This is a genomic window from Pseudomonas furukawaii, assembly GCF_002355475.1.
In the GTDB taxonomy this organism is placed as follows: Bacteria; Pseudomonadota; Gammaproteobacteria; order Pseudomonadales; family Pseudomonadaceae; genus Metapseudomonas; species Metapseudomonas furukawaii.
In genome coordinates this window covers 2,469,121-2,492,275 of the sequence record NZ_AP014862.1, presented here as the reverse complement: position 1 = coordinate 2,492,275, position 23,155 = coordinate 2,469,121, and the positions used below count along the sequence as shown (strand labels likewise).

19 protein-coding genes are annotated in these 23,155 nt (G+C 67.5%); 7 read left to right on the top strand and 12 right to left on the bottom strand.

Annotation, left to right across the window (positions count from 1 at the left end):
* The first annotated feature begins 327 nt into the window (after positions 1-327).
* A complete protein-coding gene (locus KF707C_RS11645) occupies positions 328-1,917 on the top strand; it encodes an ABC-F family ATPase (protein ID WP_003449774.1) in 1,590 nt (529 codons plus the stop codon).
* A gap of 93 nt (positions 1,918-2,010) precedes the next feature.
* On the opposite strand, the gene KF707C_RS11640 is transcribed toward KF707C_RS11645, so the two are convergent.
* Positions 2,011-2,619: an FMN-dependent NADH-azoreductase gene (locus tag KF707C_RS11640; protein ID WP_003449775.1), complete on the bottom strand. Its 609-nt coding sequence runs from the start codon at positions 2,617-2,619 to the stop codon at positions 2,011-2,013.
* A 217-nt stretch (positions 2,620-2,836) separates the two neighbouring features.
* On the opposite strand from KF707C_RS11640, the gene KF707C_RS11635 reads away from it, so the two are divergent.
* The 4 genes from KF707C_RS11635 (at position 2,837) to KF707C_RS11620 (ending at position 6,009) form a co-directional block, all read left to right on the top strand.
* Positions 2,837-3,745 (top strand): LysR substrate-binding domain-containing protein, encoded by a 909-nt coding sequence (locus KF707C_RS11635; RefSeq protein WP_003449776.1) that lies wholly within the window; start codon positions 2,837-2,839, stop codon positions 3,743-3,745.
* 99 nt (positions 3,746-3,844) lie between these two features.
* Positions 3,845-5,026 (top strand): MFS transporter, encoded by a 1,182-nt coding sequence (locus tag KF707C_RS11630; protein WP_003449777.1) that lies wholly within the window; start codon positions 3,845-3,847, stop codon positions 5,024-5,026.
* Between the two features lie 16 nt (positions 5,027-5,042).
* On the top strand, positions 5,043-5,411 hold the full coding sequence (locus tag KF707C_RS11625; RefSeq protein WP_003449778.1) for an MmcQ/YjbR family DNA-binding protein: 369 nt from the start codon (positions 5,043-5,045) through the stop codon (positions 5,409-5,411).
* Positions 5,412-5,451: 40 nt separating this feature from the next.
* Positions 5,452-6,009, top strand: coding sequence for a putative glycolipid-binding domain-containing protein (locus KF707C_RS11620; RefSeq protein ID WP_003449780.1), 558 nt, complete (start codon positions 5,452-5,454; stop codon positions 6,007-6,009).
* A gap of 85 nt (positions 6,010-6,094) precedes the next feature.
* Here the strand turns inward: KF707C_RS11620 and KF707C_RS11615 are convergent, their stop codons facing one another.
* From KF707C_RS11615 to KF707C_RS11590, 6 genes are all read right to left on the bottom strand, one after another.
* On the bottom strand, positions 6,095-9,151 hold the full coding sequence (locus KF707C_RS11615; protein ID WP_003449783.1) for an efflux RND transporter permease subunit: 3,057 nt from the start codon (positions 9,149-9,151) through the stop codon (positions 6,095-6,097).
* Positions 9,148-10,164, bottom strand: a complete 1,017-nt coding sequence (locus KF707C_RS11610; protein ID WP_003449784.1) for an efflux RND transporter periplasmic adaptor subunit — start codon at positions 10,162-10,164, stop codon at positions 9,148-9,150. Before KF707C_RS11610 ends, KF707C_RS11615 begins: the two co-directional genes overlap by 4 nt.
* Before the next feature lie 115 nt (positions 10,165-10,279).
* A complete protein-coding gene (locus tag KF707C_RS11605; RefSeq protein ID WP_003449787.1) occupies positions 10,280-11,059 on the bottom strand; it encodes an ABC transporter permease in 780 nt (259 codons plus the stop codon).
* The gene (locus tag KF707C_RS11600; protein ID WP_003449789.1) at positions 11,056-11,988 is read right to left on the bottom strand and encodes an ABC transporter ATP-binding protein; all 933 of its coding nucleotides are present in this window, start codon (positions 11,986-11,988) and stop codon (positions 11,056-11,058) included. Before KF707C_RS11600 ends, KF707C_RS11605 begins: the two co-directional genes overlap by 4 nt.
* A gap of 139 nt (positions 11,989-12,127) precedes the next feature.
* Positions 12,128-12,748: a glutathione S-transferase family protein gene (locus KF707C_RS11595; RefSeq protein ID WP_003449790.1), complete on the bottom strand. Its 621-nt coding sequence runs from the start codon at positions 12,746-12,748 to the stop codon at positions 12,128-12,130.
* Between the two features lie 107 nt (positions 12,749-12,855).
* On the bottom strand, positions 12,856-14,820 hold the full coding sequence (locus KF707C_RS11590) for a HAMP domain-containing methyl-accepting chemotaxis protein (protein ID WP_003449797.1): 1,965 nt from the start codon (positions 14,818-14,820) through the stop codon (positions 12,856-12,858).
* 264 nt (positions 14,821-15,084) lie between these two features.
* Between KF707C_RS11590 and KF707C_RS11585 the strand changes: the two genes are divergently transcribed.
* On the top strand, positions 15,085-17,763 hold the full coding sequence (locus KF707C_RS11585) for a cation-transporting P-type ATPase (protein WP_003449799.1): 2,679 nt from the start codon (positions 15,085-15,087) through the stop codon (positions 17,761-17,763).
* A gap of 11 nt (positions 17,764-17,774) precedes the next feature.
* On the opposite strand, the gene KF707C_RS11580 is transcribed toward KF707C_RS11585, so the two are convergent.
* Positions 17,775-18,383, bottom strand: a complete 609-nt coding sequence (locus KF707C_RS11580) for a flavin reductase family protein (RefSeq protein WP_003449801.1) — start codon at positions 18,381-18,383, stop codon at positions 17,775-17,777.
* Positions 18,384-18,494: 111 nt separating this feature from the next.
* On the opposite strand from KF707C_RS11580, the gene KF707C_RS11575 reads away from it, so the two are divergent.
* On the top strand, positions 18,495-19,448 hold the full coding sequence (locus KF707C_RS11575) for a 1-phosphofructokinase family hexose kinase (RefSeq protein ID WP_003449802.1): 954 nt from the start codon (positions 18,495-18,497) through the stop codon (positions 19,446-19,448).
* A gap of 49 nt (positions 19,449-19,497) precedes the next feature.
* Here the strand turns inward: KF707C_RS11575 and KF707C_RS11570 are convergent, their stop codons facing one another.
* The 4 genes from KF707C_RS11570 to KF707C_RS11555 all read right to left on the bottom strand — a co-directional run bounded on the left by KF707C_RS11570 (position 19,498) and on the right by KF707C_RS11555 (position 23,152).
* Positions 19,498-20,187, bottom strand: coding sequence for a phosphoribosyltransferase (locus KF707C_RS11570; protein WP_003449803.1), 690 nt, complete (start codon positions 20,185-20,187; stop codon positions 19,498-19,500).
* Positions 20,188-20,379: 192 nt separating this feature from the next.
* The gene (locus tag KF707C_RS11565) at positions 20,380-21,231 is read right to left on the bottom strand and encodes a sigma 54-interacting transcriptional regulator (protein ID WP_003449804.1); all 852 of its coding nucleotides are present in this window, start codon (positions 21,229-21,231) and stop codon (positions 20,380-20,382) included.
* Positions 21,232-21,402: 171 nt separating this feature from the next.
* Complete coding sequence (locus tag KF707C_RS11560; protein WP_003449805.1) at positions 21,403-22,269, bottom strand: ABC transporter permease; 867 nt, start codon at positions 22,267-22,269, stop codon at positions 21,403-21,405.
* Between the two features lie 13 nt (positions 22,270-22,282).
* Entirely contained in the window at positions 22,283-23,152 is an 870-nt protein-coding gene (locus tag KF707C_RS11555; protein ID WP_003449806.1) for an ABC transporter ATP-binding protein, read from the bottom strand.
* Positions 23,153-23,155 lie beyond the last annotated feature (3 nt).

The following is a 23,155-nucleotide window of genomic DNA, read 5'->3' as shown; positions in this document are numbered from 1 at the left end:
TCCTGCTGCCTGGAAGCGCACCACGGCGAGGGGTCCGAAAAAAGAGGCCAACTGATCAGGCTGGCCTGCACCTTGAAGGTGGGTCGACGCGCGAAGGCGTCGAAAAGTGCCGTGGAAGCCGCCTCAGGCTAAGGCCGCAAGTTGACGGTTTTACGACAGGCCGCAAGTCGGCGCGCAACCTGGGCCGGCGTGGTGCACTGCGGCTGGAGGTCCTGCGGTTTCCGCCGAAAGGCCGCATCCAGTGGGTAACTTTTCCCCGGAGCCCAGGCGAAAACGCTACAATCCCGCCTTTTTTGCGCACATGCGCCCCACGCTCAGGATTCCACCGTGATCTCCACCGCAAATATCACCATGCAGTTCGGCGCCAAGCCGCTGTTCGAGAACGTTTCCGTCAAGTTCGGCAACGGCAACCGCTACGGCCTGATCGGCGCCAATGGCTGCGGAAAGTCGACCTTCATGAAGATCCTCGGCGGTGAGCTGGAGCCCTCCGCCGGCCAGGTGATGCTTGAGCCCAACACCCGCCTGGGCAAGCTGCGCCAGGACCAGTTCGCCTACGAAGACTTCAGCGTGATCGATACCGTGATCATGGGCCACGAGGAACTCTGGAAGGTGAAGGCCGAGCGTGACCGCATCTACTCGCTGCCGGAAATGAGCGAGGACGACGGCATGGCCGTGGCCGAACTGGAAGTGCAGTTCGCCGAGATGGACGGCTACACCGCCGAGTCCCGCGCCGGCGAGCTGCTGCTGGGCGTGGGCATTCCCCTGGACCAGCACTTCGGCCCCATGAGCGCCGTGGCCCCTGGCTGGAAACTGCGGGTGCTGCTGGCCCAGGCGCTGTTCTCCGACCCGGATGTACTGCTGCTGGACGAGCCGACCAACCACCTGGACATCAACACCATCCGCTGGCTGGAAGGCGTGCTCACGGCGCGCAACAGCACCATGATCATCATTTCCCACGACCGTCACTTCCTGAACAGCGTCTGCACCCACATGGCGGACCTGGACTACGGCGAGCTGCGCCTGTTCCCGGGGAACTACGACGAGTACATGACCGCCGCCGAACAGGCCCGCGAACGCCTGCTCTCCGACAACGCCAAGAAGAAGGCGCAGATCGCCGAGCTGCAGCAGTTCGTCAGCCGCTTCTCGGCCAACGCCTCCAAGGCCAAGCAGGCCACCAGCCGCGCCCGCCAGATCGACAAGATCCAGCTGGAGGAGGTCAAGCCGTCCAGCCGCGTGAGCCCCTTCATCCGCTTCGAGCAGTACAAGAAGCTGCACCGCCAGGCGGTGACCCTGGACAAGGTCAGCCAGGGCTTCGACGGCACGCCGCTGTTCAAGAACCTGTCCATGCAGATCGAGGCCGGCGAGCGCGTGGCCATCATCGGTCCCAACGGCATCGGCAAGACCACCCTGCTGCGTACCCTGGTGGGCGAGATGCCGCCGATGTCCGGTGAAGTGAAATGGACCGAGAGCGCCGACGTGGGCTATTTCGCCCAGGACCACGCCGAGGACTTCGAGGACGATGTGACCCTGTTCGACTGGATGGGCCAGTGGACCCAGGGTGGCGAACAGCTGGTGCGCGGCACCCTCGGCCGCATGCTGTTCTCCAACGACGAGATCAAGAAGTCGGTGAAGGTGATCTCCGGTGGCGAACAGGGCCGCATGCTGTTCGGCAAGCTGATCCTGAAGAAGCCCAACGTACTGGTGATGGACGAACCCACCAACCACCTGGACATGGAGTCCATCGAGGCGCTCAACCTGGCACTGGAGAACTACCCCGGCACCCTGATCTTCGTCAGCCACGACCGCGAATTCGTCGGTTCCCTGGCCACCCGCATCATCGAGCTCTCGGAGAACGGCGTGACGGACTTCAGCGGCACCTACGACGACTACCTGCGCAGCCAGGGCGTGATCGTCTGAAGGCGGCCTGCCAGCGCTGTTGGGTTTCGTTCCTCTACCCAACGCCCATGAAAAAGCCCCGCAATGCGGGGCTTTCTCATTCTGGCCGGCGAATCAGGCGGTGGCGAACAGCTCGCCGATCTGCGCCCTGGCCGAGCTGAAGGCATTGGCGCGGGGCTCATCGCCGTAGGCCAGTCCTTCTGCGCGGACGATCTCGATATCGGTCACGCCGAGGAAGTTCAGCACCCGCTTCAGGTAGTCCTCGTGGGCCTGGCCGCTTTCCTGGCCGGCATGGATACCGCCGGCAGTGGAGACGATCACCACCTTCTTGCCGCCCGCCAGGCCTTCCGGGCCGCTCTCGGTGTAGCGGAAGGTCTTGCCGGCGACGGCGATGCGGTCGATCCAGGCCTTCAGCTGGCTGGGGATGGTGAAGTTGTACATGGGCGCGCCGATGACGATGGCGTCGGCGGCAAGGAACTCGTTCAGGGTGGCTTCGCCCAGCTCGGCCTCATGCTTCTGGGCGGCGTCGCGCAACTCCGAAGGCGTACCGCCGGCGACCAGGCTCAGGGCCGAGAGATGGCTGATGGAATCGTTGGCCAGGTCGCGGTAGCTGACCTGGGCGCTGGGCTCGGCGGCCACCCAGGCGTCGACCACGGCGCGGCTCAGTTGGCGGGAGGCGGATGCGTCGCCGAGGATGCTGGAGTCGAGGTGCAGGAGTTTCATGTGGATTAGCCTCAGTTGGGCGACCGGCGACGGCCGATCGGAATGGGGCAATCCTATACATGACGATAAAACCTGATTAGATGGGTATTTTGTGATGCAGCGTCTCACTGATAGAACGAAAATTATGCGCGGCCTCAGTGCCGGATGCCCATGGGACAGTTCCCGGCCACGACGGCGACGCGTGGCGCCCTGATACGCCCACCTGCAGGACGACATCATGCAAGACCTCAACGATCTCCTCTATTTCGCCCGGGTGGTGGAGCACGGTGGCTTCTCCGCCGCCGGCCGAGCACTGGGCGTTCCCAAGTCGCGACTGTCCCGGCGCATCGCGGAACTGGAAACGCGCCTGGGCGTCCGCCTGCTGCAGCGCACCACCCGCAAGCTCGCCCTCACCGATGTCGGGGAGCGATACCTGCGCCATTGCCAGGCGATGCTGGCCGAAGCCGAGCAGGCGGACGAGGCGGTGGCCAGCCTGACCGCCGAGCCCCGTGGGCGGCTGCGGGTGTCCTGCCCGACGGAGCTGGCCCATTCCCTGTTGAAGGAAATGATCGCCGACTTCCTCGCCCGTCATCCCATGGTGCAACTCGACCTGATCCTCACCAACCGCCGGGTGGACCTGCGAGAGGAAGGTGTGGACGTGGCCCTGCGCGTGCGCGAACCCGCCGACGAGGACCCCAGCCTGATCGCCCGCTACCTGAGCCCGGCCCAGGCCTACCTGGTGGCCTCGCCCGTCCTGCTGGAAGGCCAGGACATCCGCACCCCGGACGATCTGCAGCGGCTACCGGCACTCGGCGCCCTGGAGCGTGACCGGCGTATCCATCACACAATCTACGACGCCGATGGCCAGCGCCGGGAGATCGCCCTGGAAGCCCGCCTCGGCATCGAGGACTTCGATGTCCGCAAGCACGCGGCACTGGCCGGCCTCGGCTTCACCATGCTGCCGCAGATGAACTGCGAGGCCGAGCTGCGCAGCGGCGCCCTGGTGCGCCTGCTACCGGACTGGAGCCTGCCCGGCGGGCATCTGCAGGCCGTCTACACCCACAGGCGCGGCCTGCTGCCGGCGGTGCGCGCCTGGATCGAGCACCTGGCCGAGGCCTTCCCCGAAGGGCGCCATACCGTCGTCTGAGCCCAGGCCGCCGCAACGGTGATCGACACGCTTTCCTTGGCTGGCCGAGTCGGGGATGATGGCCCGCGTTCCGCCCCGCCTCCGAATCCAGGTTCTGTCATGAGCACGCCACAACCGGCCGCGTCCTCCCCTACCCTGCAGATCGTCTCCATCGTCTTCTTCACCTTCATCAGCTTCCTCTGCGTCGGCCTGCCCATCGCCGTGCTGCCCGGATACGTCCACGACGACATGGGCTACGGCTCGGTGATGGCGGGCATCGTCATCAGCACCCAGTACCTGTCCACGCTGCTCTCGCGCCCCATGTCCGGAAGCCTGGCGGACCGCCTCGGACCCAAGCGCGCGGTGATCTACGGCCTGGCCAGTTGCGGCCTTTCGGGGGTGCTGACACTGCTGTCCACCTCCCTCGCGCAGTTTCCCCTGGCGAGCCTGGCGCTGCTGCTGGGCGGCCGCGTGCTGCTGGGCATCGGCCAGGGCCTGGTGGGCACCGGCTCCATCAGCTGGGGCGTGGGGCTGGTGGGGGCGGAGAACATGGCCCGGGTGATCTCCTTCAACGGCATCGCCTCCTACGGCGCGGTGGCCATCGGTGCGCCGCTGGGCGTGGTGATGGTGGATGGCCTGGGACTTTGGAGCATCGGCGCCCTGATCGCCCTGCTCTGCGCCGCCGCCCTGCTGCTGGCCTGGCCCAAACGGCCCGCGCCCATCGTCCAGGGCGAGCGGCTGCCGTTCACCAACGTCTTCCTGCGCATCGCCCCCAATGGCACCGCGCTGGCCCTGGGCTCCATCGGCTTCGGCACCCTGGCCACCTTCGTCACCCTCTACTACGCCGATCTCGGCTGGAGCGGCGCCGCCTGGTGCCTCACCGCCTTCGGCTGCGCCTTCATCGGCGCGCGCCTGCTGTTCGTCAGCAGCATCAAGCGCCTGGGGGGCTACCGGGTGGCCATCATCTGCCTGGCGGTGGAGAGCCTCGGCCTGTTCCTGCTCTGGGCCGCGCCGACGCCCTGGCTGGCCCTGGTCGGTGCGGCACTCACCGGCTTCGGCCTGTCGCTGGTCTACCCGGCCCTGGGCGTGGAAGCGGTCAGCCGCATCCCCGCCGCCAGCCGCAGTTCGGCCCTGGGCGCCTACGCGGTATTCTTCGACCTGGCCCTGGGCATCGCCGGCCCGCTGATGGGCGCCATCGCCGGTGGCGCGGGGTTCGCGGCGACCTTCCTGGTGGCCGCACTGATGGCCGTGGCCGGCGTGCTGCTTTCCCTCTGGCTGCTGCGCGGCGAATCCCGAACCTGATGGAGCAGGCAATCCCATGACATCCGACCAGATCGCCACCTTCTGCCTGCAGCTGCCGGGCGCCCGCGAAGACCTCAAGTGGGGCAGCAACCGGGTGTTCTCGGTGGCCGGCAACAAGATGTTCGCCATCCTCGACTTCCTCGGCGACGGACTGGCCTTCAAGGTCCACCCGGAGCTCTTCCTCGGTTACCTGGACCGCCCCGGCATCCGCCCGGCGCCCTACCTGGCCCGTGCCCACTGGATTTCCATGCAGGCGCCCTGGCCCATGGGCGACACCGAGCTGCGGGACCTGCTGACCCGCTCTCACCAGCTGGTGGTGGCGCGCCTGCCGAAGATCCGTCAGGTGGGTCTGGTGCTGGACGGGAACCCGCTCGCCGACTGCTAACCTTGTCACTGCTCAGCCAATGCCGGCTGGAGGCCCCCTCATGAGAACCACTGCCCTCTGGACCCACCTCTGGAACCCCCGGGCGCCCGCCCAGGGGCTGGAGGACTTCCGACTGGAAGGCCGACGGGCGGACGCCGGGATGGTGGCCTTCGACGACGATGGCCAGCCCTATCGCCTGACCTATCACCTGGAGTACGAAAAGGGCTGGGAGCCCCGGGTCTTCCAGGCCGCGGTTCGTGATGGCGACGGCAGTCGGAGCCTGGTGCTGCGGCGCGACGGCCTGCACTGGTCCGACGGCGAGGGCAAGCGCCTGGCGGAACTGTCCGGCTGCCTCGACCTGGACCTCTGGCCCACCCCCTTCACCAACAGCCCGAGCATCTGGCGCCTCTTCCTCAACCCGGGCGAGCGCCGGGAGATCGATGTGGTCTTCATCGAGGCGCCGCGCTTGAGCGTGCGGCGCATGCGCCAGGCCTACACCCGCCTGGACGAGTACCGCTACCTCTACCAGAACCTCGACGGCGGCGGCTTCGAGGCGGTGCTGACCCTGGACGAGGATGGGCTGGTGAACCGTTACCCGATGTTCTTCCAGCGGGTGTGATCGCAGGACGACGGCGTTTGCCTGGGCGACGGATACTTTCGCGAATGATGGCCCAGGATGAGTGGGCTGCCGCGACATGCGCAGATCAGGCCGGCGCCGGCACCTCGACCTGGATCGGTTTCCAGCGGCGCAATTGCTGGTAGAGCGTCGGCACCACGAACAGGGTGAAGAAGGTGCCCACCAGCAGGCCGCCGACTATGACCATGCCGATCTGCTGGCGGCTTTCGGCGCCGGCGCCGGTGGCGATGGCCAGTGGCACCGAGCCGAGCACCATGGCGCCGGTGGTCATCAGGATCGGCCGCAGGCGCTTCACCGAGGCTTCCATCACCGCCTCGTGCAGGTCGACGCCCTGGCGCAGCAGCTGGTTGGCGAACTCGACGATGAGGATGCCGTGCTTGGTGATCAGCCCGATGAGGGTGACCATCCCCACCTGGGAGTAGATGTTCAGGGTGCCGCCGAAGAGGGTCAGCGCCAGCAGCGCGCCGGCCATGGAAAGCGGCACGCTGAAGAGAATGATCAGGGGATCGATGAAGCTCTCGAACTGCGCCGCCAGGACCAGGTAGATGAACACCAGGGCCAGGGCGAAGATCAGCGCCACGCCGCTGCTGGACGCCTTGAAGTCCCGAGAGGTGCCGGTGTAGTCGAACTGGGTGTCCGGCGGGAACACCTCGCGGGCGACGGTTTCCAGGTGGTCCAGGGCCTCGCCCAGGGTATGGCCGGAACCGACGTTGGCGGTGACGGTGACCGCCCGCAACTGGTTGAAGTGGTTCAGCTCCCGGGGCGCGACGGTTTCCTGCACCTCGATCAGGTTGGCCAGTTGCACCATGCTGTCGTTGCGCCCGCGCACGTAGACCCGGTACAGGTCCTCCGGATTGCTGCGGTCGACGTTGGCCAGTTGCACGAGCACGTCGTACTGCTCGCCGTTCTGCTTGAAACGGGTCACCTGGCGGCTGCCGAACAGGCTTTCCAGGCTGCGACCGATGGCGGCGACATCCGTTCCGACCGCCACCGCCTGCTCGCGGTTGACCGTGACCTTGAGCTGCGGCGAATTGAGCTTGAGATCGCTGTCCAGGCTTTCCAGTCCGGGGTAGTCGCGCACCCGCTCCAGCAACTGGTCGACGTACCGCTGCAGCTCGCTGTACTCCAGGGAGGAACGGATGACGAAGTTCACCGGCTGGTTGCGCGCACTCTGCCCGAGCGGCGGCCGGTTGATGGGGAAGGCGCGGACGCCGGGAATGTCCCGCAGCTTGGGCAGGAGTTCGTCACGGATCTCGAACTGGCTGCGCTCACGGTCGTCCCAGTCCTCCAGCTTGAGGAAGGACAGCCCCTGGGCCACCGTCGGGAAGCCCACCACCACCATGAAACGGTTGGCTTCGGGGATGCTCGAATAGGCCTCCTCCAGTTGCTTGGCGTAGCGGCTGGTGTACTCGATGGTGGCGCCGTCCGGTCCGTTGATGGAGCCGACGATGGTGCCGGTGTCCTCGGTGGGCGCCAGCTCGCTGCGCAGGCCGCTGAACAGCAGCAGGCAGAGGGCGAGGATGCCCACCAGCAGCAGGACCACCAGCCTCCAGGCACGCAGCACCCGCTCCAGCACATGGCGGTAGCTGTAGGTCAGCCCGTTGAGGAAGCCCTCGATCAGGTTGTAGAGCCGGCCATGCTGGGCCGTGTGGGGCCTGAGCAGGTGGCCGCACATCATCGGGGACAGGGTCAGGGCGACGAAGCCGGACACCAGCACCGCCCCCGCCAGGGTCCAGGAGAACTCGGTGAAGAGCTTGCCCGAGGTGCCCTGCATGAAGCCGATGGGCGCATAGACGGCGGCCAGGGTCAGGGTCATGGCGACCACCGCGAAGGCGATCTCGCGGCTGCCCTTGAAGGCCGCCTGCATCGGTGACATGCCCTCCTCGATGTGCCGGTGGATGTTCTCCAGCACCACGATGGCGTCGTCCACCACCAGGCCGATGGCCAGCACCATGGCCAGCAGGGTCAGGGTATTGATGGAGAAGCCCAGCAGCACCATGAGGCTCAGGGCGCCGATCAGCGACACCGGGATGGTCACCAGGGGAATCAGCGTGGCGCGCAGGGAGCGGAGGAACAGGAAGATGATCAGGATCACCAGCACCACCGCTTCCCAGATGGTGGTGTAGACGTTGTCGATGGATTCGCGGATGAACAGCGAGCTGTCGTTGGCGACCGTCATCTCCATGCCATCCGGCAGCAACGCCCGCAGCTCGGGCATGGCGGCGTCCAGGCCGTCGGAGATTTCCAGGGGGTTGGCCGTGGCCTGCTTGACCAGGCCCAGGGACACCGCCGAGCGCCCCTTGAAGCGCACGATGCTACGCACGTCCGCCGCGCCGATCTCGGCATGGCCGACGTCGGACAGGCGCAGCAGGTAGCCGCGCCGGTCATTGAGGATCAGCTCGTTGAACTGCTCGGGTGTGCGCAGGTCGGTCTCCGAGAGCACGCTGAACTCGCGCTGCACCGACTCGATGCGGCCGGCCGGGATCTCCACGTTCTGCCGGCGCAGGGCGTCTTCCACGTCCTGCACCGTGAGGTCGTGGGCGGCGAGCTTTTCCGGGTCCAGCCAGATGCGCATGGCGAAGCGCCGGGCGCCGCGGATCTGCACTTCGGACACGCCGGGGATGGTCTGCACCCGATCGCGGATCACCCGTTCCAGCACATCGGTGATCTCCATCGCCGAGTGCCGCTCGCTGTAGAAGGCGATCCAGATCACCGGCTGGGCGTCGGCCTCCACCTTCTGCACGATGGGCTCGTTGATCTCGTCCGGCAGCAGGCCGCGCACGCGGCCCAGGCGATCCCGCACATCGTTGGCGGCCTCGTCGGCGTTGGTGCCGAGTCGGAACTGGGCGGTGATCTGGGTGTTCTCCGAGCGGCTGATGGAGGCCACGAAATCGAGTCCCTCGATGCCGGACAGCACATCCTCCACCGGCTGGGCCACCTGGGACTCCATGATCTCCGGGCTGGCGCCGGGGTAGATGACGTTGACGGTGACGATGGGCACATCGATGTTGGGATACTCCCGCACCGCCAGCCGCTGGTAGGCCAGAAGGCCCAGCAGGACCAGGATCAGCGAGAGGACGGTGGCGAAGACCGGCCGGCGGATGCAGACGTCGGAAAGGGTCATGCGCCCCCCCGCGCCACGGTGCGGACCTCCAGGCCCGGGCTGACCTTCTGCCAGCCGGCGGTGATGACCTGCTCACCCCCCTGCAGGCCTTCGCGGACCTCGGCCTTGCCCCGCAGGCGCTGACCGATCCTGATGGGACGCCGCTCCACCTTGCCATCCACCACCAGGTTGACGAACAGCTGCTGCCCCAGGGGCATCACCGCCTCCTCGGGGATCAGCAGGGCCTGGGGACGCTCGGCGAGGATCACCGACACCTTGACGAACTGGCCGGGCTTGAGCCGGTGGTCGGCGTTGCCGATCTGCGCGCGAATGGCCTGGCTGCGCCCCACTTCGTCCAGGCGCGGGTTGAGGGCGATGATCTCGCCGCGAAAACGCTCGCCGGGATAGGCGTCCAGGCTGACCTCGATGGGTTGGCCCACGCTCACCTGGCTCACCGCCTTCTGCGGCACCCGGAAATCCACCTTCAAGGGGTCGAGCACTTCCAGGTTGACCAGGTCCTGCCCGGCACTGAGGTAGTCGCCGACGCTCACCTGGCGCAGGCCGAGGGTGCCATCGTAGGGCGCGCGGATCTGGGTCTTGTCCAGGCGCGCCTGGGCCAGGGCCAGGCTGGCGCGGGCGGCCTGCTGCTGGGACTGGGCCTCGTCCTGGGCCTGGGCGTTGCTCGCGCCCCGGGAGAACAGCATGCGCGCCCGCTCGTAGCTCTTCTCCGCCAGGTCCAGGTTGGCCCGGGCCTGGGCCAGTTCCGCGCGGGCGATGGCGTCGTCCAGGCTGACCAGCAGGTCGCCGCCCTTGATCGTCTGCCCTTCACGGAAATGCAGGCGGGCGACCCGGCCCTCCACCTCGGGCCGGATCATCACCGACTCGTCGGAACGCAGCGAACCGAAGGTCACCAGTTCGTCCCGCACCAGGGCCCGTTGCGGCTCGGCCACTTCCACCAGGGGAGCCTCCTGGGCGAACGCGGACCACGAGGCGAACGCCCCGAACAACAGGCAGGCGATGCGAGGGAACTTCATCCGGGGCCTCTGCGACTGGAGGGAGGGGAAAATGAAGTCTGCCGACTGTCTCGGCAGACTTCCACGGGCGTCATGAAAGAGGATAACGCCAGTCTGTGTCGCTATGTTTCCCGGTTTACTGGCGCATGCCGCGCCCGCTCACCAGCAGGCGGATGCACACCAGGTAGAGGATGGCCGTGGTCAGCAGCATCAGGGCGATGGCGACGCCGATGTTGATGTCGGAGACGCCGAGGATGCCGTAACGGAAGGCGTTGACCATGTGCAGGATGGGGTTGGCCAGGGACACCGTCTGCCAGAACGGCGGCAGCATGCTGATGGAGTAGAACACCCCGCCCAGGTAGGTCAGCGGCGTCAGCACGAAGGTGGGGATGATGGAGATGTCGTCGAAGTTCCGCGCATACACGGCGTTGATGAAGCCGCCCAGGGAGAACACCGTCGCGGTCAGCAGCACCACCAGCGCGGTCACCCCGATGTGATGGACCGAAAGCTGGGTGAAGAACAGCGACAGGAAGGTGACGATCAGGCCCACCGCCAGGCCCCGCAGCACACCGCCGATGGTGTAGCCCAGCAGGATGGTGTGGGGCGAGACGGGCGACACCAGCAGCTCCTCCACCGAGCGCTGGAACTTGCTGCCGAAGAAGCTGGACACCACGTTGCTGTAGGAGTTGGTGATGACCGACATCATGATCAGGCCGGGGACGATGTAGTCCATGTAGCTGAAGCCGCCCATGTCGCCGATCTGCCGGCCGATCAGGTTGCCGAAGATCACGAAGTACAGGGCCATGGTGATGGCCGGGGGCAGCAGCGTCTGCGGCCAGATGCGCATGAAGCGGCGCACCTCGCGGGTGACGATGGTTTCCAGGGCGACCAGGTTGGCGCGCAGTTCCGAACTCATACGGCCACCTTCGCCAGGTTTTTCTCCACCAGGGACACGAACAGCTCCTCCAGGCGATTGGACTTGTTGCGCATGCTCAGCACGTCGATGTTCAGCGCCGCCAGTTGCCGGAACAGTTCGGTCAGGCCCTGGCTCTTCTCCACCTGCACTTCCAGGGTGTGGTCATCCACCAGCTCGACCGGGTAGCCGTTGAGCTGGGGCAGCACCTCCAGGGGCTCCTTGAGGTCCAGCAGGAAGGTTTCCTTGTGCAGCTTCTTCAGCAACTCCTTCATGCTGGTGTTCTCGACGATGCGGCCGTGGTCGATGATGCCGATGTTGCGGCAGAGCTGCTCGGCCTCTTCCAGGTAGTGGGTGGTGAGGATGATGGTGATCCCCTGCTCGTTCAGTTCGGTGAGGAAGCTCCACATGGAGCGCCGCAGCTCGATGTCCACGCCGGCGGTGGGTTCGTCGAGGATCAACAGGCGTGGCTCGTGGATCAGCGCGCGGGCGATCATCAGGCGCCGCTTCATGCCCCCGGACAGCTCGCGGGACGCCGAATTGCGCTTGTCCCACAGGCCCAGCTGGGTCAGGTAGCGCTCGGCGCGCTCCTTGGCGATCTTCGCCGGGATGCCGTAGTAACCGGCCTGGGTGACGACGATGTCGAAGACCTTCTCGAACTGGTTGAAGTTGAATTCCTGGGGCACCACGCCCAGGCAGCGCTTCAGCGCGTAGGGCTCCTTGTCCAGGTCGTGGCCGAACACGCTCACGCTGCCGCTGGTCTTGTTCACCAGGGTGGACAGGATGCCGATGGTGGTGGATTTGCCGGCGCCGTTGGGGCCGAGCAAGGCGAAGAAGTCGCCTTCGGCCACTTCCAGGTCGATGCCCTTGAGGGCCTGGAAGCCGTTGCCGTAGGTCTTGGTCAACTGCCGGATGGACAGGGCGGAACTCATGATGGATTCGTCTGCTTCATGGGGAAGGAGCTAAATAAGGTCGGATGGGCGCGAAATCAACCGCGCATCGCTGCCCATCAGCCTAGGTTCAGTGGGGCGGCTCGGCGAACCCGGACAGGCGCGTCGATGCCGACCCGTCTCAGGTCAGCGCCGTCATCACCGCCTTGCGGTAGGCCGGGCGGTCCTGCAGGCGCTGGTACCAGGCCTCGAGGTGCGGCAGGTCGGGCCGCTGGATGGGCATCTCGAACCAGGCGTAGGCGAAGCAGCCCAGGGGAATGTCCCCCATGGCGAAGGCTTCGCCGGAGAGATAAGGCCGCTGGGCCAGGGCTCGGTCGGGGATCGCCAGCAGTTCGCCGCAGCGATCGAGGGCGGCCTCGATCCGTGCCGGATCACGCTCGGCCGGCGGCGTGCGCAGGGTGCCCCAGAACAGATCCCGGAAAGGCCCGGCGAAACTGGAGGTGGCCCAGTCCATCCACTTGTCGCCCTCGGCACGCTGCACCGGCGACTCCGGGTAGAGGCTGCCGGCGGCGTAGCGCGCGGCCAGGTAGCGGACGATGGCGTTGGACTCCCAGAGCACCAGGCCGTGGTCCTCGATCAGGGGCACCAGTCCGTTGGGGTTGAGGGCCCGGTAGGCGGCGTCGTTGACCCGGCCGAAGGCACCGCCGGCGTCCTGCCGCTCGTAGGCGACGCCGGCCTCCTCGGCGGCCCAGAGCGCCTTGCGCACGTTGGTGGAATTGATTCGCCCCCAGATCTTCAGCATCGCGACACTCCAGGCCGGTTGGACAGGGGCACCATTCTAGGGCGCCGGACCGGGTGACGGAATGCCGGATCCTGCAGATATTCCCGCCCTCCCCCGGCGCGAGCGCTTCAGAGGCGGAAGCTGGAGGCCATCCCCTGCAGTTCGTTGCCCAGGCGCGCCAGCTGCACGCTGGAGGACGCGGTTTCCTCCATGGCCAGGGCGGACTGGTCGGCCACGTCGCGGATGCTGGTGACGCTGCGGTTGATCTCCTCGGCCACGGCGCTCTGCTGTTCCGCCGCCGCGGCGATCTGCTGGTTCATCTGGTGGATCAGGTTCACCGCCTCGGCGATGCCCGCCAGGGCTTCCTCGGTGAGACCGGCATCCTGCACCGTGAGCCCCACCAGCGCGCCGCTCTGCTGCATGTGTTCAACCGAGCTGCGCACGCCCTCGCGCAGGGTGGCGATAAGCCGCTCGATCTCCTCGGTGGATTGCCGGGTGCGCCGGGCCAGGGCCCGTACCTCGTCGGCCACCACGGCGAATCCCCGCCCCTGGTCGCCGGCCCGGGCCGCCTCGATGGCGGCGTTCAGCGCCAGCAGGTTGGTCTGCTCGGCGACGCTCTTGATCACGTCCAGCACGGTGCCGATGCTCTGGGTGTCCTGGCTGAGCCGCTGGATGCTGGCGGTGCTCTCCTCCATCGCCCGGGCCAGCTGGTCGATCCGCTCCAGGGTCTGGCGCACCACCCGGCTGCCGCTGCTGACGCGCTGGTCGGCGGCCTCGGTGGAACTGGCGGCGGCTTCGGCGTTGCGCGCCACCTCCTGCACGGTGGCGGCCATCTGGCTCATGGCGGTGGCCACCTGGTCGGTTTCTTCCTTCTGGCCATTCACCCCGACACGGGTCTGCTCGGTGACGCTGGACAGCGCCTGGGCCGAGGCGGAGATCTGCGCCACCCCGCCCTGCAGGCGTCCCACCATGTCCCGCAGATTGGCCGACATGCCCGCCATGGCCTCCAGCAACTGGCCGATCTCGTCGCGGCGCTGCACCTCGATGCGGGCACTGAGGTCGCCGTCGGCGATCTGCCGGGCGAGACCGATCACCCGGCGCAGCGGCCGGACGATGGCCAGGCTGATCACCAGGGTGGCCGCGAGGCCGATCGCCAGGGCCAGGGCGGCGGCCAGGAGGATCAGCGCCGAGCTGCTGTCCTGCTGTCGCTGCATGGCGGCCTTCTGCTGCTCGTAAGCCCGCTCCACGGCCTGCACGACGCGCTCGGCCTGGCTGGCCAGGTGGGCGTACTCGCGTCGCTGCTGTTCGAGGATGCCGGTGTATTCCTTGAGCCGTTCGTTGAACGAATCGACATTGCCGATGACCTCGGTGAGCACGGCGGCGTACCCCGGGTCCTGCATGGCATCGCGCAGCTCGGCGGCCTGCTTCTGCGCATCCAGGGCCTCCTGGATTTCCGGGGCGACCGCCTCACCGGACGTGCGGCTCTGCTCCAGGCGCTGGCGGGCCTGGTTGAGGGCCTGCAACAGCAACTGGTAGACCCGGCTGATCTGTCCACCCTGGGTCACCAGGTCCGCGCCCTCCGCGCCCTGGGAACGCTTGAGCAGGTCGACGCCATCCTCATTGAGGCCGCTCTGCAGCACGTCGAGGCTGTTGGATGCGCTGACCACCAGCCAGTTGGCCGCTTCCAGGGACAGCCGCTGGTTATCCGCCAGCTCCACGTAGCGATCGAAGGCGGCCCGGTACTCGGCCATCGCCTGGGACACCTCGGCCAGGGCTTCGCGCCCCGGCCCCTGGAGCCGCCCCGCCAGGGCCTCGCTGCGGGCCACCACGGCATCGGCCTGCTGGCGCAGCGCGTCGGCCCGCTTTCCGTCGCCGCTGATGGCGTAGTCCTTCTCCGTCCCGCGCATGGCCGCCACATCGCCACTGATGGCGCGCATCTCCTCCAGCAGGCGGGCCCGTTCATCCACCGCACGCAGCGCGGTGAAGCCGGTGGCGGCCACCACCAGCGTCAGCAGCAGCACGGTGCCGAATCCCAGCATCAGCTTGTTGGCGGTACTCAGGCTGGCCAGCCCACGTTGTACGACAGTCCACATGCTCCAACCTCCCCGCAAGGCGACGACTGCATGGACGCGAAACGCTATCCGCTTCCTTTATCGGCCGACCTTAGGAGCTGCGGGATAGTGGCGACAAGCCACATTCCTGCCAACCTCGGGCGCCATGCTGTTTTTGACTAAATGAAGGTCGCTTCTGGATCGTTTTCCAAGCGGGCTAAGCAAGTTCTTCAGAAATGACCTACGCCAATACGCCATGGAACTGACAGATCTAGGCTAAGCAACAGATTCGCCAAGGAGGCCGCCATGACCCATCCCACCCCGCCGCACTGGCACGCCCGGAGCGCCGAAGCCAGCCTGCACGCGCTGGACAGCACACCCCTCGGGCTGGAGTCCGCGGAGGCCGAGCGCCGCCTCGCCAGCCACGGCCCCAATCGCCTGCCGGAACGAGCCGGCGTGGGCCCCTTCAAGCGTTTCCTGCTGCAGTTCCACAACCTGCTGATCTATGTCCTGCTGGCGTCCACCCTGGTCACACTGGCTCTGGGAGAATGGCTGGACAGCGCGGTGATCTTCGGCGTGGTGCTGATCAATGCCGTGGTGGGCTTCATCCAGGAAGGCAAGGCCGAATCGGCCATGCGCGCCATCCAGAAGCTGCTGACCCTGGACAGCCGGGTGAAACGAGGTGGCGAGGTGCGCCAGGTGCCGGCGGAGGACCTGGTCCCCGGCGACCTGGTCCTGCTGGAGGCCGGCGACCGGGTACCCGCCGACCTGCGCCTGCTGGAAACCCGCGACCTGCGCATCGAGGAAGCCGCCCTCACCGGCGAGTCCGTCCCCACCGACAAGACCAGCCAGCCCGTGGCGGAGCACGCCAGCCTGGGCGACCGCCACAGCATGGCCTACTCCGGCACCCTGGTAAGCGCCGGAAGCGGCCTCGGCCTGGTGGTGGCCACCGCCGGGGACACTGAACTGGGCCGCATCAGCCACCTGCTGGGTTCGGTGGAACAGTTGCAGACCCCGCTGCTGGCCGACATGGCGCGCTTCGCCCGGCAACTGACGCTGATCATCCTCGCCCTGGCGGCGGCCACCTTCGCCTTCGGCGTCCTGCTGCGGGGCTATGGCGCGGACGAGATGCTGATGGCCGCCGTGGGCCTCGCCGTGGCGGCCATTCCCGAGGGACTGCCGGCCGTGCTGACCATCATCCTCGCCCTGGGCGTGCAACGCATGGCCCGGCGCCAGGCGATCATCCGCCGGCTTCCGGCCGTGGAAAGCCTGGGCGCGGTGACCGTGGTCTGTTCCGACAAGACCGGCACCCTCACCCGCAATGAAATGACGGTGCAGCGTGTCTACACGGCCGCACGGCGTTTCGACGTCAGCGGCGTCGGCTATGCGCCCGAGGGCGACGTGAGCCCCGACGCCGACCTCGCCCACGACCTCCACGAACTGGCCCGCGCGGGCCTCCTGGCCAACAGCGCCAGCCTCTGCGCGGTGAACGACCAGTGGTGCATCACCGGCGACCCCACGGAAGCCGCCCTGCTGACCCTGGCGGGCAAGCTGCAACTGGATTCGGACGACGAGTCCGAACGCCGCCCGAGGATGGATGCCATCCCCTTCAGCTCCGAGCGCCGCTACCTGGCCAGCCTGCACCGGGACGAGCGTGGCGAGGGGGTGATCTACCTCGTCGGGGCACCGGAGCGCCTGCTGGAAGTGTGCGACCGGCAATGGCGGGATGACGCCGCCGAGCCGCTGGACCCGCGCATCTGGGATGAAGTCCTGGAGGAAGGGGCCGCCGCCGGCCTGCGCATGATCGGCCTCGCCCGCCGCAACGTCGGCGGCGGCCAGCGGGAACTGGACCACGGCGACCTGGAAAGCGGCTTCGCGCTGCTGGGCCTGGTGGGCATGATCGATCCGCCCCGGGAGGAAGCCATCCGCGCCATCGCCGAATGCCACAGCGCCGGCATCGAGGTGAAGATGATCACCGGCGACCACGCCGCCACCGCCGCCGCCATCGCCGAACGCCTCGGCCTGCCGGCCGGCACGCCCCTGACCGGCGCCGACCTGGATGACCTCAGCGACGCCGAGCTGGATGCCCTGCTCCGGGAAACCAGCGTCTTCGCCCGCACCAGCCCCAGCCACAAGCTGCGCCTGGTGGAACGCCTCCAGGCCATCGGCGAGCGCGTGGCCATGACCGGCGACGGGGTCAACGACTCACCCGCCCTGAAACGCGCCGACATCGGCGTGGCCATGGGCATCAAGGGCACCGAGGCGGCCAAGGAGGCGGCGCAGATGGTCCTGGCCGATGACAACTTCGCCACCATCGCCCACGCGGTGGAGGAAGGCCGGACCGTCTACGACAACCTGAAGAAATCCATCCTCTTCATCCTGCCCACCAACGGCGCCCAGGCCATCGTCCTGCTCACCGCCATCCTGATGGGCCTGACCCTGCCCATCACGCCCCTGCAGATCCTCTGGGTGAACATGATCACCGCCGTCACCCTGGCCCTGGCGCTCGCCTTCGAGCCCGCCGAGGACGACCTGATGGACCGTCCGCCCCGCGACCCCAGGGCCCCGCTGCTATCCGGCGAGCTGCTGTGGAAGATCCTGCTGGTGTCGGTGCTGCTGACCGTCGCCAGCCTCGGCCTGTTCATCCATACCCAGCAACTGGGCTGGACCCTGGAGGCCGGCCGGACCCTGGCGGTGAACGCCCTGGTGTTCGGCGAGATCGGCTACCTGTTCAGCAGCCGGCGCCTGAGCGGCCCGGCGCGCTTCGGCCTCTGGGACAACCCCATGGTGTGGGGCATGGTGGGCCTGATGGTGCTGCTGCAACTCGCCTTCACCTACGTACCGGCGTTCCAGGCCCTGTTCGGCACCCAGGGCCTCGACGGCCTGGGCTGGGCCTGGTGCCTGGGCACGGCGGTGGCCACCTGCGCCATCGTCGAGATGGACAAATGGCTGCGCCAGCAGCTCGCGCGCAGCGCGAGCCGCTGATCGCCGGAGGCTCAGGCCGGACGCGTCATGTTGAAGGTGTCGAGGGTACGAGTGTAGGCACTGCCACCCAGGCGCCCCACCAGGTCCAGGCGATGGGGGTCCACCCGGCCCGCCTCGTTGACCACCGCATCATCCACATGGGCCAGCAGCACCTCGGCGAAGACCAGGTGGCTGTTGGGGTTGGCGCGCGGATAGGGCTGCACTTCCGCCACCCGGCACTCGAAGGCCACCGGCGCTCCGGCCACCCTCGGCGGCCGGACCCGCAGCGACGACTGGGTGGCGATACCGCAGTGCTCGAACTCGCTGACGCCATGGGGCAGGCCGGCCGCGCTGGCGTTCATCGCTTCGGCCTGGGCGAAGGACACCAGCTGGATCACCAGCTCGCCGGTGTCGCGGAGGTTGCGCAGCGTGTCCTTGAGCTGGCCATCGGCGCGGGTGTTGATATTCACCAGCAAGGTGGCCGGGTTGTCGCTGATCACCTGGAAGAAACTGAAGGGCGCGAGGTTGCTGACGCCATCCTTCGACAGGGTGGAGACCCAGGCGATGGGACGGGGCGTCACGGTATTGGCCAGCCAACGGTAGGCGTCCAGCGGTGCCAGCTGGGAGAAATCGAGCAGCATGGGGGGCTCCTGGAGGGCAAAGACGGGATTATGCCTTGGGCCGGCGGCGCTCGCGCGCTCCCGGGCATCGCCTAGGCTGAAACCAGACCTCACCGTCTGGAAGTATCCGCCATGGCCGCCCAGCGCATCCTGACCCTTACCCTGAATCCCGCCCTGGACATGGCCACGGCGGTTCCTCGCCTGAGCCCCCATGACAAGCTGCGCTGCAGCCCGCCGGTGTACGCGCCTGGAGGGGGTGGGATCAATGTGGCGCGGGCGATCCGACGGCTCGGCGGCGAGGCGTTGGCGCTCTTTCCCGTCGGGGGCTCCACCGGCGCGCACCTGCTCGACCTGCTCGATGCCGAGGGCGTTCCCCGCCAGGCGGTCCCCACGGCCAGTTGGACCCGCGAGTGCATCAACCTGACCAACCAGGCCGACGGCCAGCAGTACCGGTTCGTGCTTCCCGGCAGTCCCCTTTCCGCCCAGGAGCAGGCCGCGGTGCTGTCGGCCCTGGACAGGGCGCCCCTGGCGGACTACCTGGTCATCAGCGGCAGCCTGCCGGAAGGGCTGGCGGCGGACTTCCTGCCGCAGCTACTGGAGCAGGCCCGACGACGCGGCAGCCGCTGCGTGGTGGACAGCACGGGCGACGCGCTGCGCCAGATGCTGGCGTGCGGCGGCCTGCTGCTGATCAAGCCCAACCTCGACGAACTGTCCGCCATGGCAGCTGAGCCCATCACCGGACCTGAGCACCTGACCCGACTGGCCAGGGACCTGGTGGTGGCCGGACGCACGGAAGCGGTGCTGGTTTCCCTCGGCGCGCAGGGTGCGCTGCTGGTGACCGCCGCGCTCTGCGAACGCATCCCGGCGCCCACGGTGCCACGGCGCAGCACGGTGGGCGCTGGCGACAGCCTGCTGGCGGCGATGGTGCTCAAGCACGCCTCCGGAGCGGGCTGGTCCGAGGCGGCGCGCTACGGCGTGGCGGCCGGTACAGCGGCGATCATGACCGAAGGCAGCGAGCTGTGCCGACGGGAGGACACCGAGCGCCTGTTCGGCTGGCTGACCGGCGACGCCAAACCGGCCGGCTAGCGGGCCAGGCGCTCAGGCCATCCCCACCAAGGGCACGCGGGCCAGTGCGTCAGGACTGGGTGCGCACCTGGAGATCGCGTCCCCAGGCATTCTTCAGCAGGTCGATCACCTCGTGATCCGCGACCTGGGAGAAATCGATGTACCAGCAGCCGATTGCGCTAAACCATTGGGGCACGAAGGGACAAGCCACCTCGTCCACCTCCTCGCGCAGTTCGGCCAGGGTGTCGCTCGGCGCCACGGGAACGGCGACTATCACCCGGGCGGCACCCCGGTCGCGAACCGCCTGAATGGCCGCCCGCATGGTGGCACCGGTGGCAAGCCCGTCATCCACCAGGATCACCTGCTGGTCACGCAGGTCCGGCAGCGGATGGTCGCCTCGATAGGCCCGCTCACGGCGATTCAGCTCCTTGAGCTCGCGCTCCACGGCCGCCTCCTGCGTGGAGCCGTCGATGCGATGCGTGTTCACCACATCGGTGTTCAGGTAGCGGACACCACCGCTGGCGATGGCCCCCATGGCCAGTTCCTCGTGGAACGGCACACCCAACTTGCGCACCGGCATCAGATCCAGGCGCAATCCCAGGGCCATCGCAATCTCGTATGCCACGGGAACGCCGCCCCGTGGCAAGGCCAGCACAAGGGTGTTGGCCCGGCCACGGTAGGCATTCAACAGCGGAGCCAGCGCCTGGCCAGCTGCCTTCCGATCGGCAATGGGGATTTCAATCGAACAATGGCGCTTCATCCCGTTTACCTCGCAGTGCATGCTGAATCACGGCGCCCTGGCCAGCCCGGCAGGCTCGCCAACCCCTCGCGGGATTCCCTTTCCGGTGTCCCGGTCAGCATAGCCCTGGAGAGCGACCGCAGGACCGCTGAGGTTGCGTATCGGCGGTCAGGCGGCGCTTCTGGCCTTGCGACGGGCCACGCATCACGGGTGTCAGAGCGCCACCCTAGCCTGAACAGGCCGGGACGCCCCTCGAAACAGCAGGTGTTCGGGGCCGATGGCCGAGTGACCGGCCAGCAGCAGGGCGAAGTGGATGACGTTCTCCAGTTCGCGGGTATTGCCGGGCCAGGCATACGCCTCCAGGAGTGCCTGCGCCTCTTCACCGATCGGGGAAATGTTCAGGCCGAGGCGCTGCGCATGGACACCGAGGAAGTACTCCGCCAGCGGCAGGATGTCACCGACCCGCTGGCGCAATGCCGGGAACAGCAACTGGCCGTCCCGCAGATAGGCGTACAGACGCTCGTCGAACGTGCCGGCGACCACCGCGCGTGCCAGGTCGATGCTGCTCGCCGCCAACAGGCGCACATCCACCGGCATCGCCTGGCTGGCGCCGACGCGATAGACCTCGCGGGTCTCCAGGGCCGTCAGCAACCTGGCCTGCAAGGGGCGCGGCAAATCGGCGATCTCGTCCAGGTAGAGCGTGCCGCCATTGGCCGAGCCGAACCAGCCGGCACGGCTGCTGACCGAGCCGACATGGGCGCCGGCAGCATGACCGAACAGTTCCGCCTCGCCCCATTTCGGGCTGATCGCCGCACAGCTGACCGCGACGAACAGGCCGCCGCGCTCGCTCTGGCGATGGATATAACGAGCCAGCAATTCCTTGCCGGTACCGGTTTCACCGACGATCAGCAGCGGCTGTCCGCCCGGCGCCAGCGCCTCGGCCTGCTCACGCAGCCGGCGCGAATGCGGGTCGACGAACACCAGCGCCTTGGCGCGAATGCTCAGCGGACTCTTGTCGGCCTCGGAGAGCGTCAGCAGAGAGGATGGGGTTTGTGAAAAAGTCATGACTGGCGGCTCCATAGCCATGGGTCCGAAGGACGCGGCTTGCCTGTAATAAAAAAGGAGCGGGCGGCTGCCTGGCCCGGTCCCGCTCCGAAAAAACTTCCGGTCCGAGGACCGGTTCATGGGCCAAGGCGCTTCTCACCCGCCTTGAGGGTTAGCGGTTGGGTACTTCCTCTAGCGCTGCATGCCCCAGCGTTTGACGGTGATCCGCTCGACCGTGGCGAACACCAGGTTCTCCACCAGCAGGCCGATCAGGATCACTACCGCCAGGCCGGCGAACACCTTGTCGGTGTACAGCTCGTTGCGGTTCTGGAAGATGTACCAGCCCAGGCCGCCATTGCCGCTGGAGGTGCCGAACACCAGCTCGGCGGCGATCAGCGTGCGCCAGGCGAAGGCCCAGCCAATCTTCAGGCCCGCCAGAATCGACGGCAGCGCCGCCGGGACCAGGATGAACAGCACGAAGCGCAAGCCCCTGAGGCCATAGTTGCGCCCGGCCATGCGCTGGCTCTCGGAGACGCCGAGAAAGCCGGCGTAGGTATTGAGCGCCAGTGCCCAGAGCACCGAATGCACCAGCACGAAGATCAGGCTGTTCTCCCCCAGGCCGAACCACAGCAGCGACAGCGGCAGCAGGGCGATGGCCGGTAGCGGGTTGAACATCGACGTCAGGGTGGACAGCAGATCGCGCCCCAGTCGGGTCGACACCGCCAGGGTGGTCAGCAGGAAGGCCAGCCCGATCCCGACCAGGTAGCCCTTGACCAGTACCGACAGCGAGATCGCCACCTTCTCCAGCAACTTGCCAGTGCCGAGGCCTTCGAAGAGGGCCCTCGCCGTCTGCACGAAACCGGGCAGCAGCAGGTCATTGCCCTGGTAACGCGCCGACAGCTCCCAGATCAGGGCCAGGACCAGCAGGATCACCGTCTTGCGCAGCCAGCCCTGCTGCCAAAGGCGCTGCACCAGCGGCAGCTCACGCTCCAGCCTGAGATCCGGCAGCGGTTCCAGGGGGATTTCGTACTCCTCGCGCCGTACGGGGGAATAACTCATGATGACGCGCTCCTCAGCAGGCAATGCGGATGTCCTGGAAGCCCAGCTCGGCAGCGGCGCGTGCGCCCTCCTCGCTGTCCTCCTCGAACAACAGGCGATGGATGCGTTGCGCGGTCTGCTGGAACGCCGCGCCACCCAGGCTGTGCAGGTCGAACTGATGGCAGCCCACCTCCGCCCTCACCCGCCCCGGATGCGGCGACAGCAGCAGAATGCGGTTGCCGACGATCAGCGCCTCCTCGATGGAATGGGTGACGAACAGCAGGGTGAAGCGCACCTCCTCCCACAGTCGCAGCAGCTCCTCCTGCATCTTGCGCCGGGTCAGTGCATCGAGCGCGGCGAAGGGCTCGTCCATCAGCAGGATCTTCGGCTGCATGGCCAGCGCACGGGCGATGGCCACGCGCGCCTTCATGCCGCCGGACAGGGTGTGCGGATAGGCATCGGCGAAAGCGGCCAGGCCGACCTTCTCCAGATGATGCAACGCTCGCTCTTCGGCATCACGGCGCCCCAAAGTGCGCGAGGCCAGCAGCGGGAACATGACGTTCTGCTTCACCGTCTTCCACGGTGGTAGCTGGTCGAACTCCTGAAACACCACGATGCGATCCGGGCCTGGTTCGCGCACCTCGGTGCCTTCCAGGCGGATGCTGCCGCCGACCGGCTCGATGAAGCCGGCCACGGCCTTGAGCAGCGTGGACTTGCCGCACCCCGAAGGGCCGAGCAGCACGAAACGATCGGCGCGATCCACCTCGAAGCTGACTTCGTGGGTGGCGCGCACGACGCGCTGCGGGGTGCGGTATTCGAGGCTGACCTTCTCCACCTGCAACAGGGTGTCGAAGGCGCCTGCGCTTTGCGTGCTGGCCACGTGGCCTTGCAGAGGGGCATTCATGGG

Excerpts from the sequence above, each read along its gene's own strand:
- KF707C_RS11640 (WP_003449775.1), bottom strand. The coding sequence starts at position 2,619 with ATGAAACTCCTGCACCTCGACTCCAGCATCCTCGGCGACGCATCCGCC.
- KF707C_RS11635 (WP_003449776.1), top strand. The coding sequence starts at position 2,837 with ATGCAAGACCTCAACGATCTCCTCTATTTCGCCCGGGTGGTGGAGCAC.
- KF707C_RS11630 (WP_003449777.1), top strand. The coding sequence starts at position 3,845 with ATGAGCACGCCACAACCGGCCGCGTCCTCCCCTACCCTGCAGATCGTC.
- KF707C_RS11625 (WP_003449778.1), top strand. The coding sequence starts at position 5,043 with ATGACATCCGACCAGATCGCCACCTTCTGCCTGCAGCTGCCGGGCGCC.
- KF707C_RS11620 (WP_003449780.1), top strand. The coding sequence starts at position 5,452 with ATGAGAACCACTGCCCTCTGGACCCACCTCTGGAACCCCCGGGCGCCC.
- KF707C_RS11615 (WP_003449783.1), bottom strand. The coding sequence starts at position 9,151 with ATGACCCTTTCCGACGTCTGCATCCGCCGGCCGGTCTTCGCCACCGTC.
- KF707C_RS11610 (WP_003449784.1), bottom strand. The coding sequence starts at position 10,164 with ATGAAGTTCCCTCGCATCGCCTGCCTGTTGTTCGGGGCGTTCGCCTCG.
- KF707C_RS11605 (WP_003449787.1), bottom strand. The coding sequence starts at position 11,059 with ATGAGTTCGGAACTGCGCGCCAACCTGGTCGCCCTGGAAACCATCGTC.
- KF707C_RS11600 (WP_003449789.1), bottom strand. The coding sequence starts at position 11,988 with ATGAGTTCCGCCCTGTCCATCCGGCAGTTGACCAAGACCTACGGCAAC.
- KF707C_RS11595 (WP_003449790.1), bottom strand. The coding sequence starts at position 12,748 with ATGCTGAAGATCTGGGGGCGAATCAATTCCACCAACGTGCGCAAGGCG.
- KF707C_RS11590 (WP_003449797.1), bottom strand. The coding sequence starts at position 14,820 with ATGTGGACTGTCGTACAACGTGGGCTGGCCAGCCTGAGTACCGCCAAC.
- KF707C_RS11585 (WP_003449799.1), top strand. The coding sequence starts at position 15,085 with ATGACCCATCCCACCCCGCCGCACTGGCACGCCCGGAGCGCCGAAGCC.
- KF707C_RS11580 (WP_003449801.1), bottom strand. The coding sequence starts at position 18,383 with ATGCTGCTCGATTTCTCCCAGCTGGCACCGCTGGACGCCTACCGTTGG.
- KF707C_RS11575 (WP_003449802.1), top strand. The coding sequence starts at position 18,495 with ATGGCCGCCCAGCGCATCCTGACCCTTACCCTGAATCCCGCCCTGGAC.
- KF707C_RS11570 (WP_003449803.1), bottom strand. The coding sequence starts at position 20,187 with ATGAAGCGCCATTGTTCGATTGAAATCCCCATTGCCGATCGGAAGGCA.
- KF707C_RS11565 (WP_003449804.1), bottom strand. The coding sequence starts at position 21,231 with ATGACTTTTTCACAAACCCCATCCTCTCTGCTGACGCTCTCCGAGGCC.
- KF707C_RS11560 (WP_003449805.1), bottom strand. The coding sequence starts at position 22,269 with ATGAGTTATTCCCCCGTACGGCGCGAGGAGTACGAAATCCCCCTGGAA.
- KF707C_RS11555 (WP_003449806.1), bottom strand. The coding sequence starts at position 23,152 with ATGAATGCCCCTCTGCAAGGCCACGTGGCCAGCACGCAAAGCGCAGGC.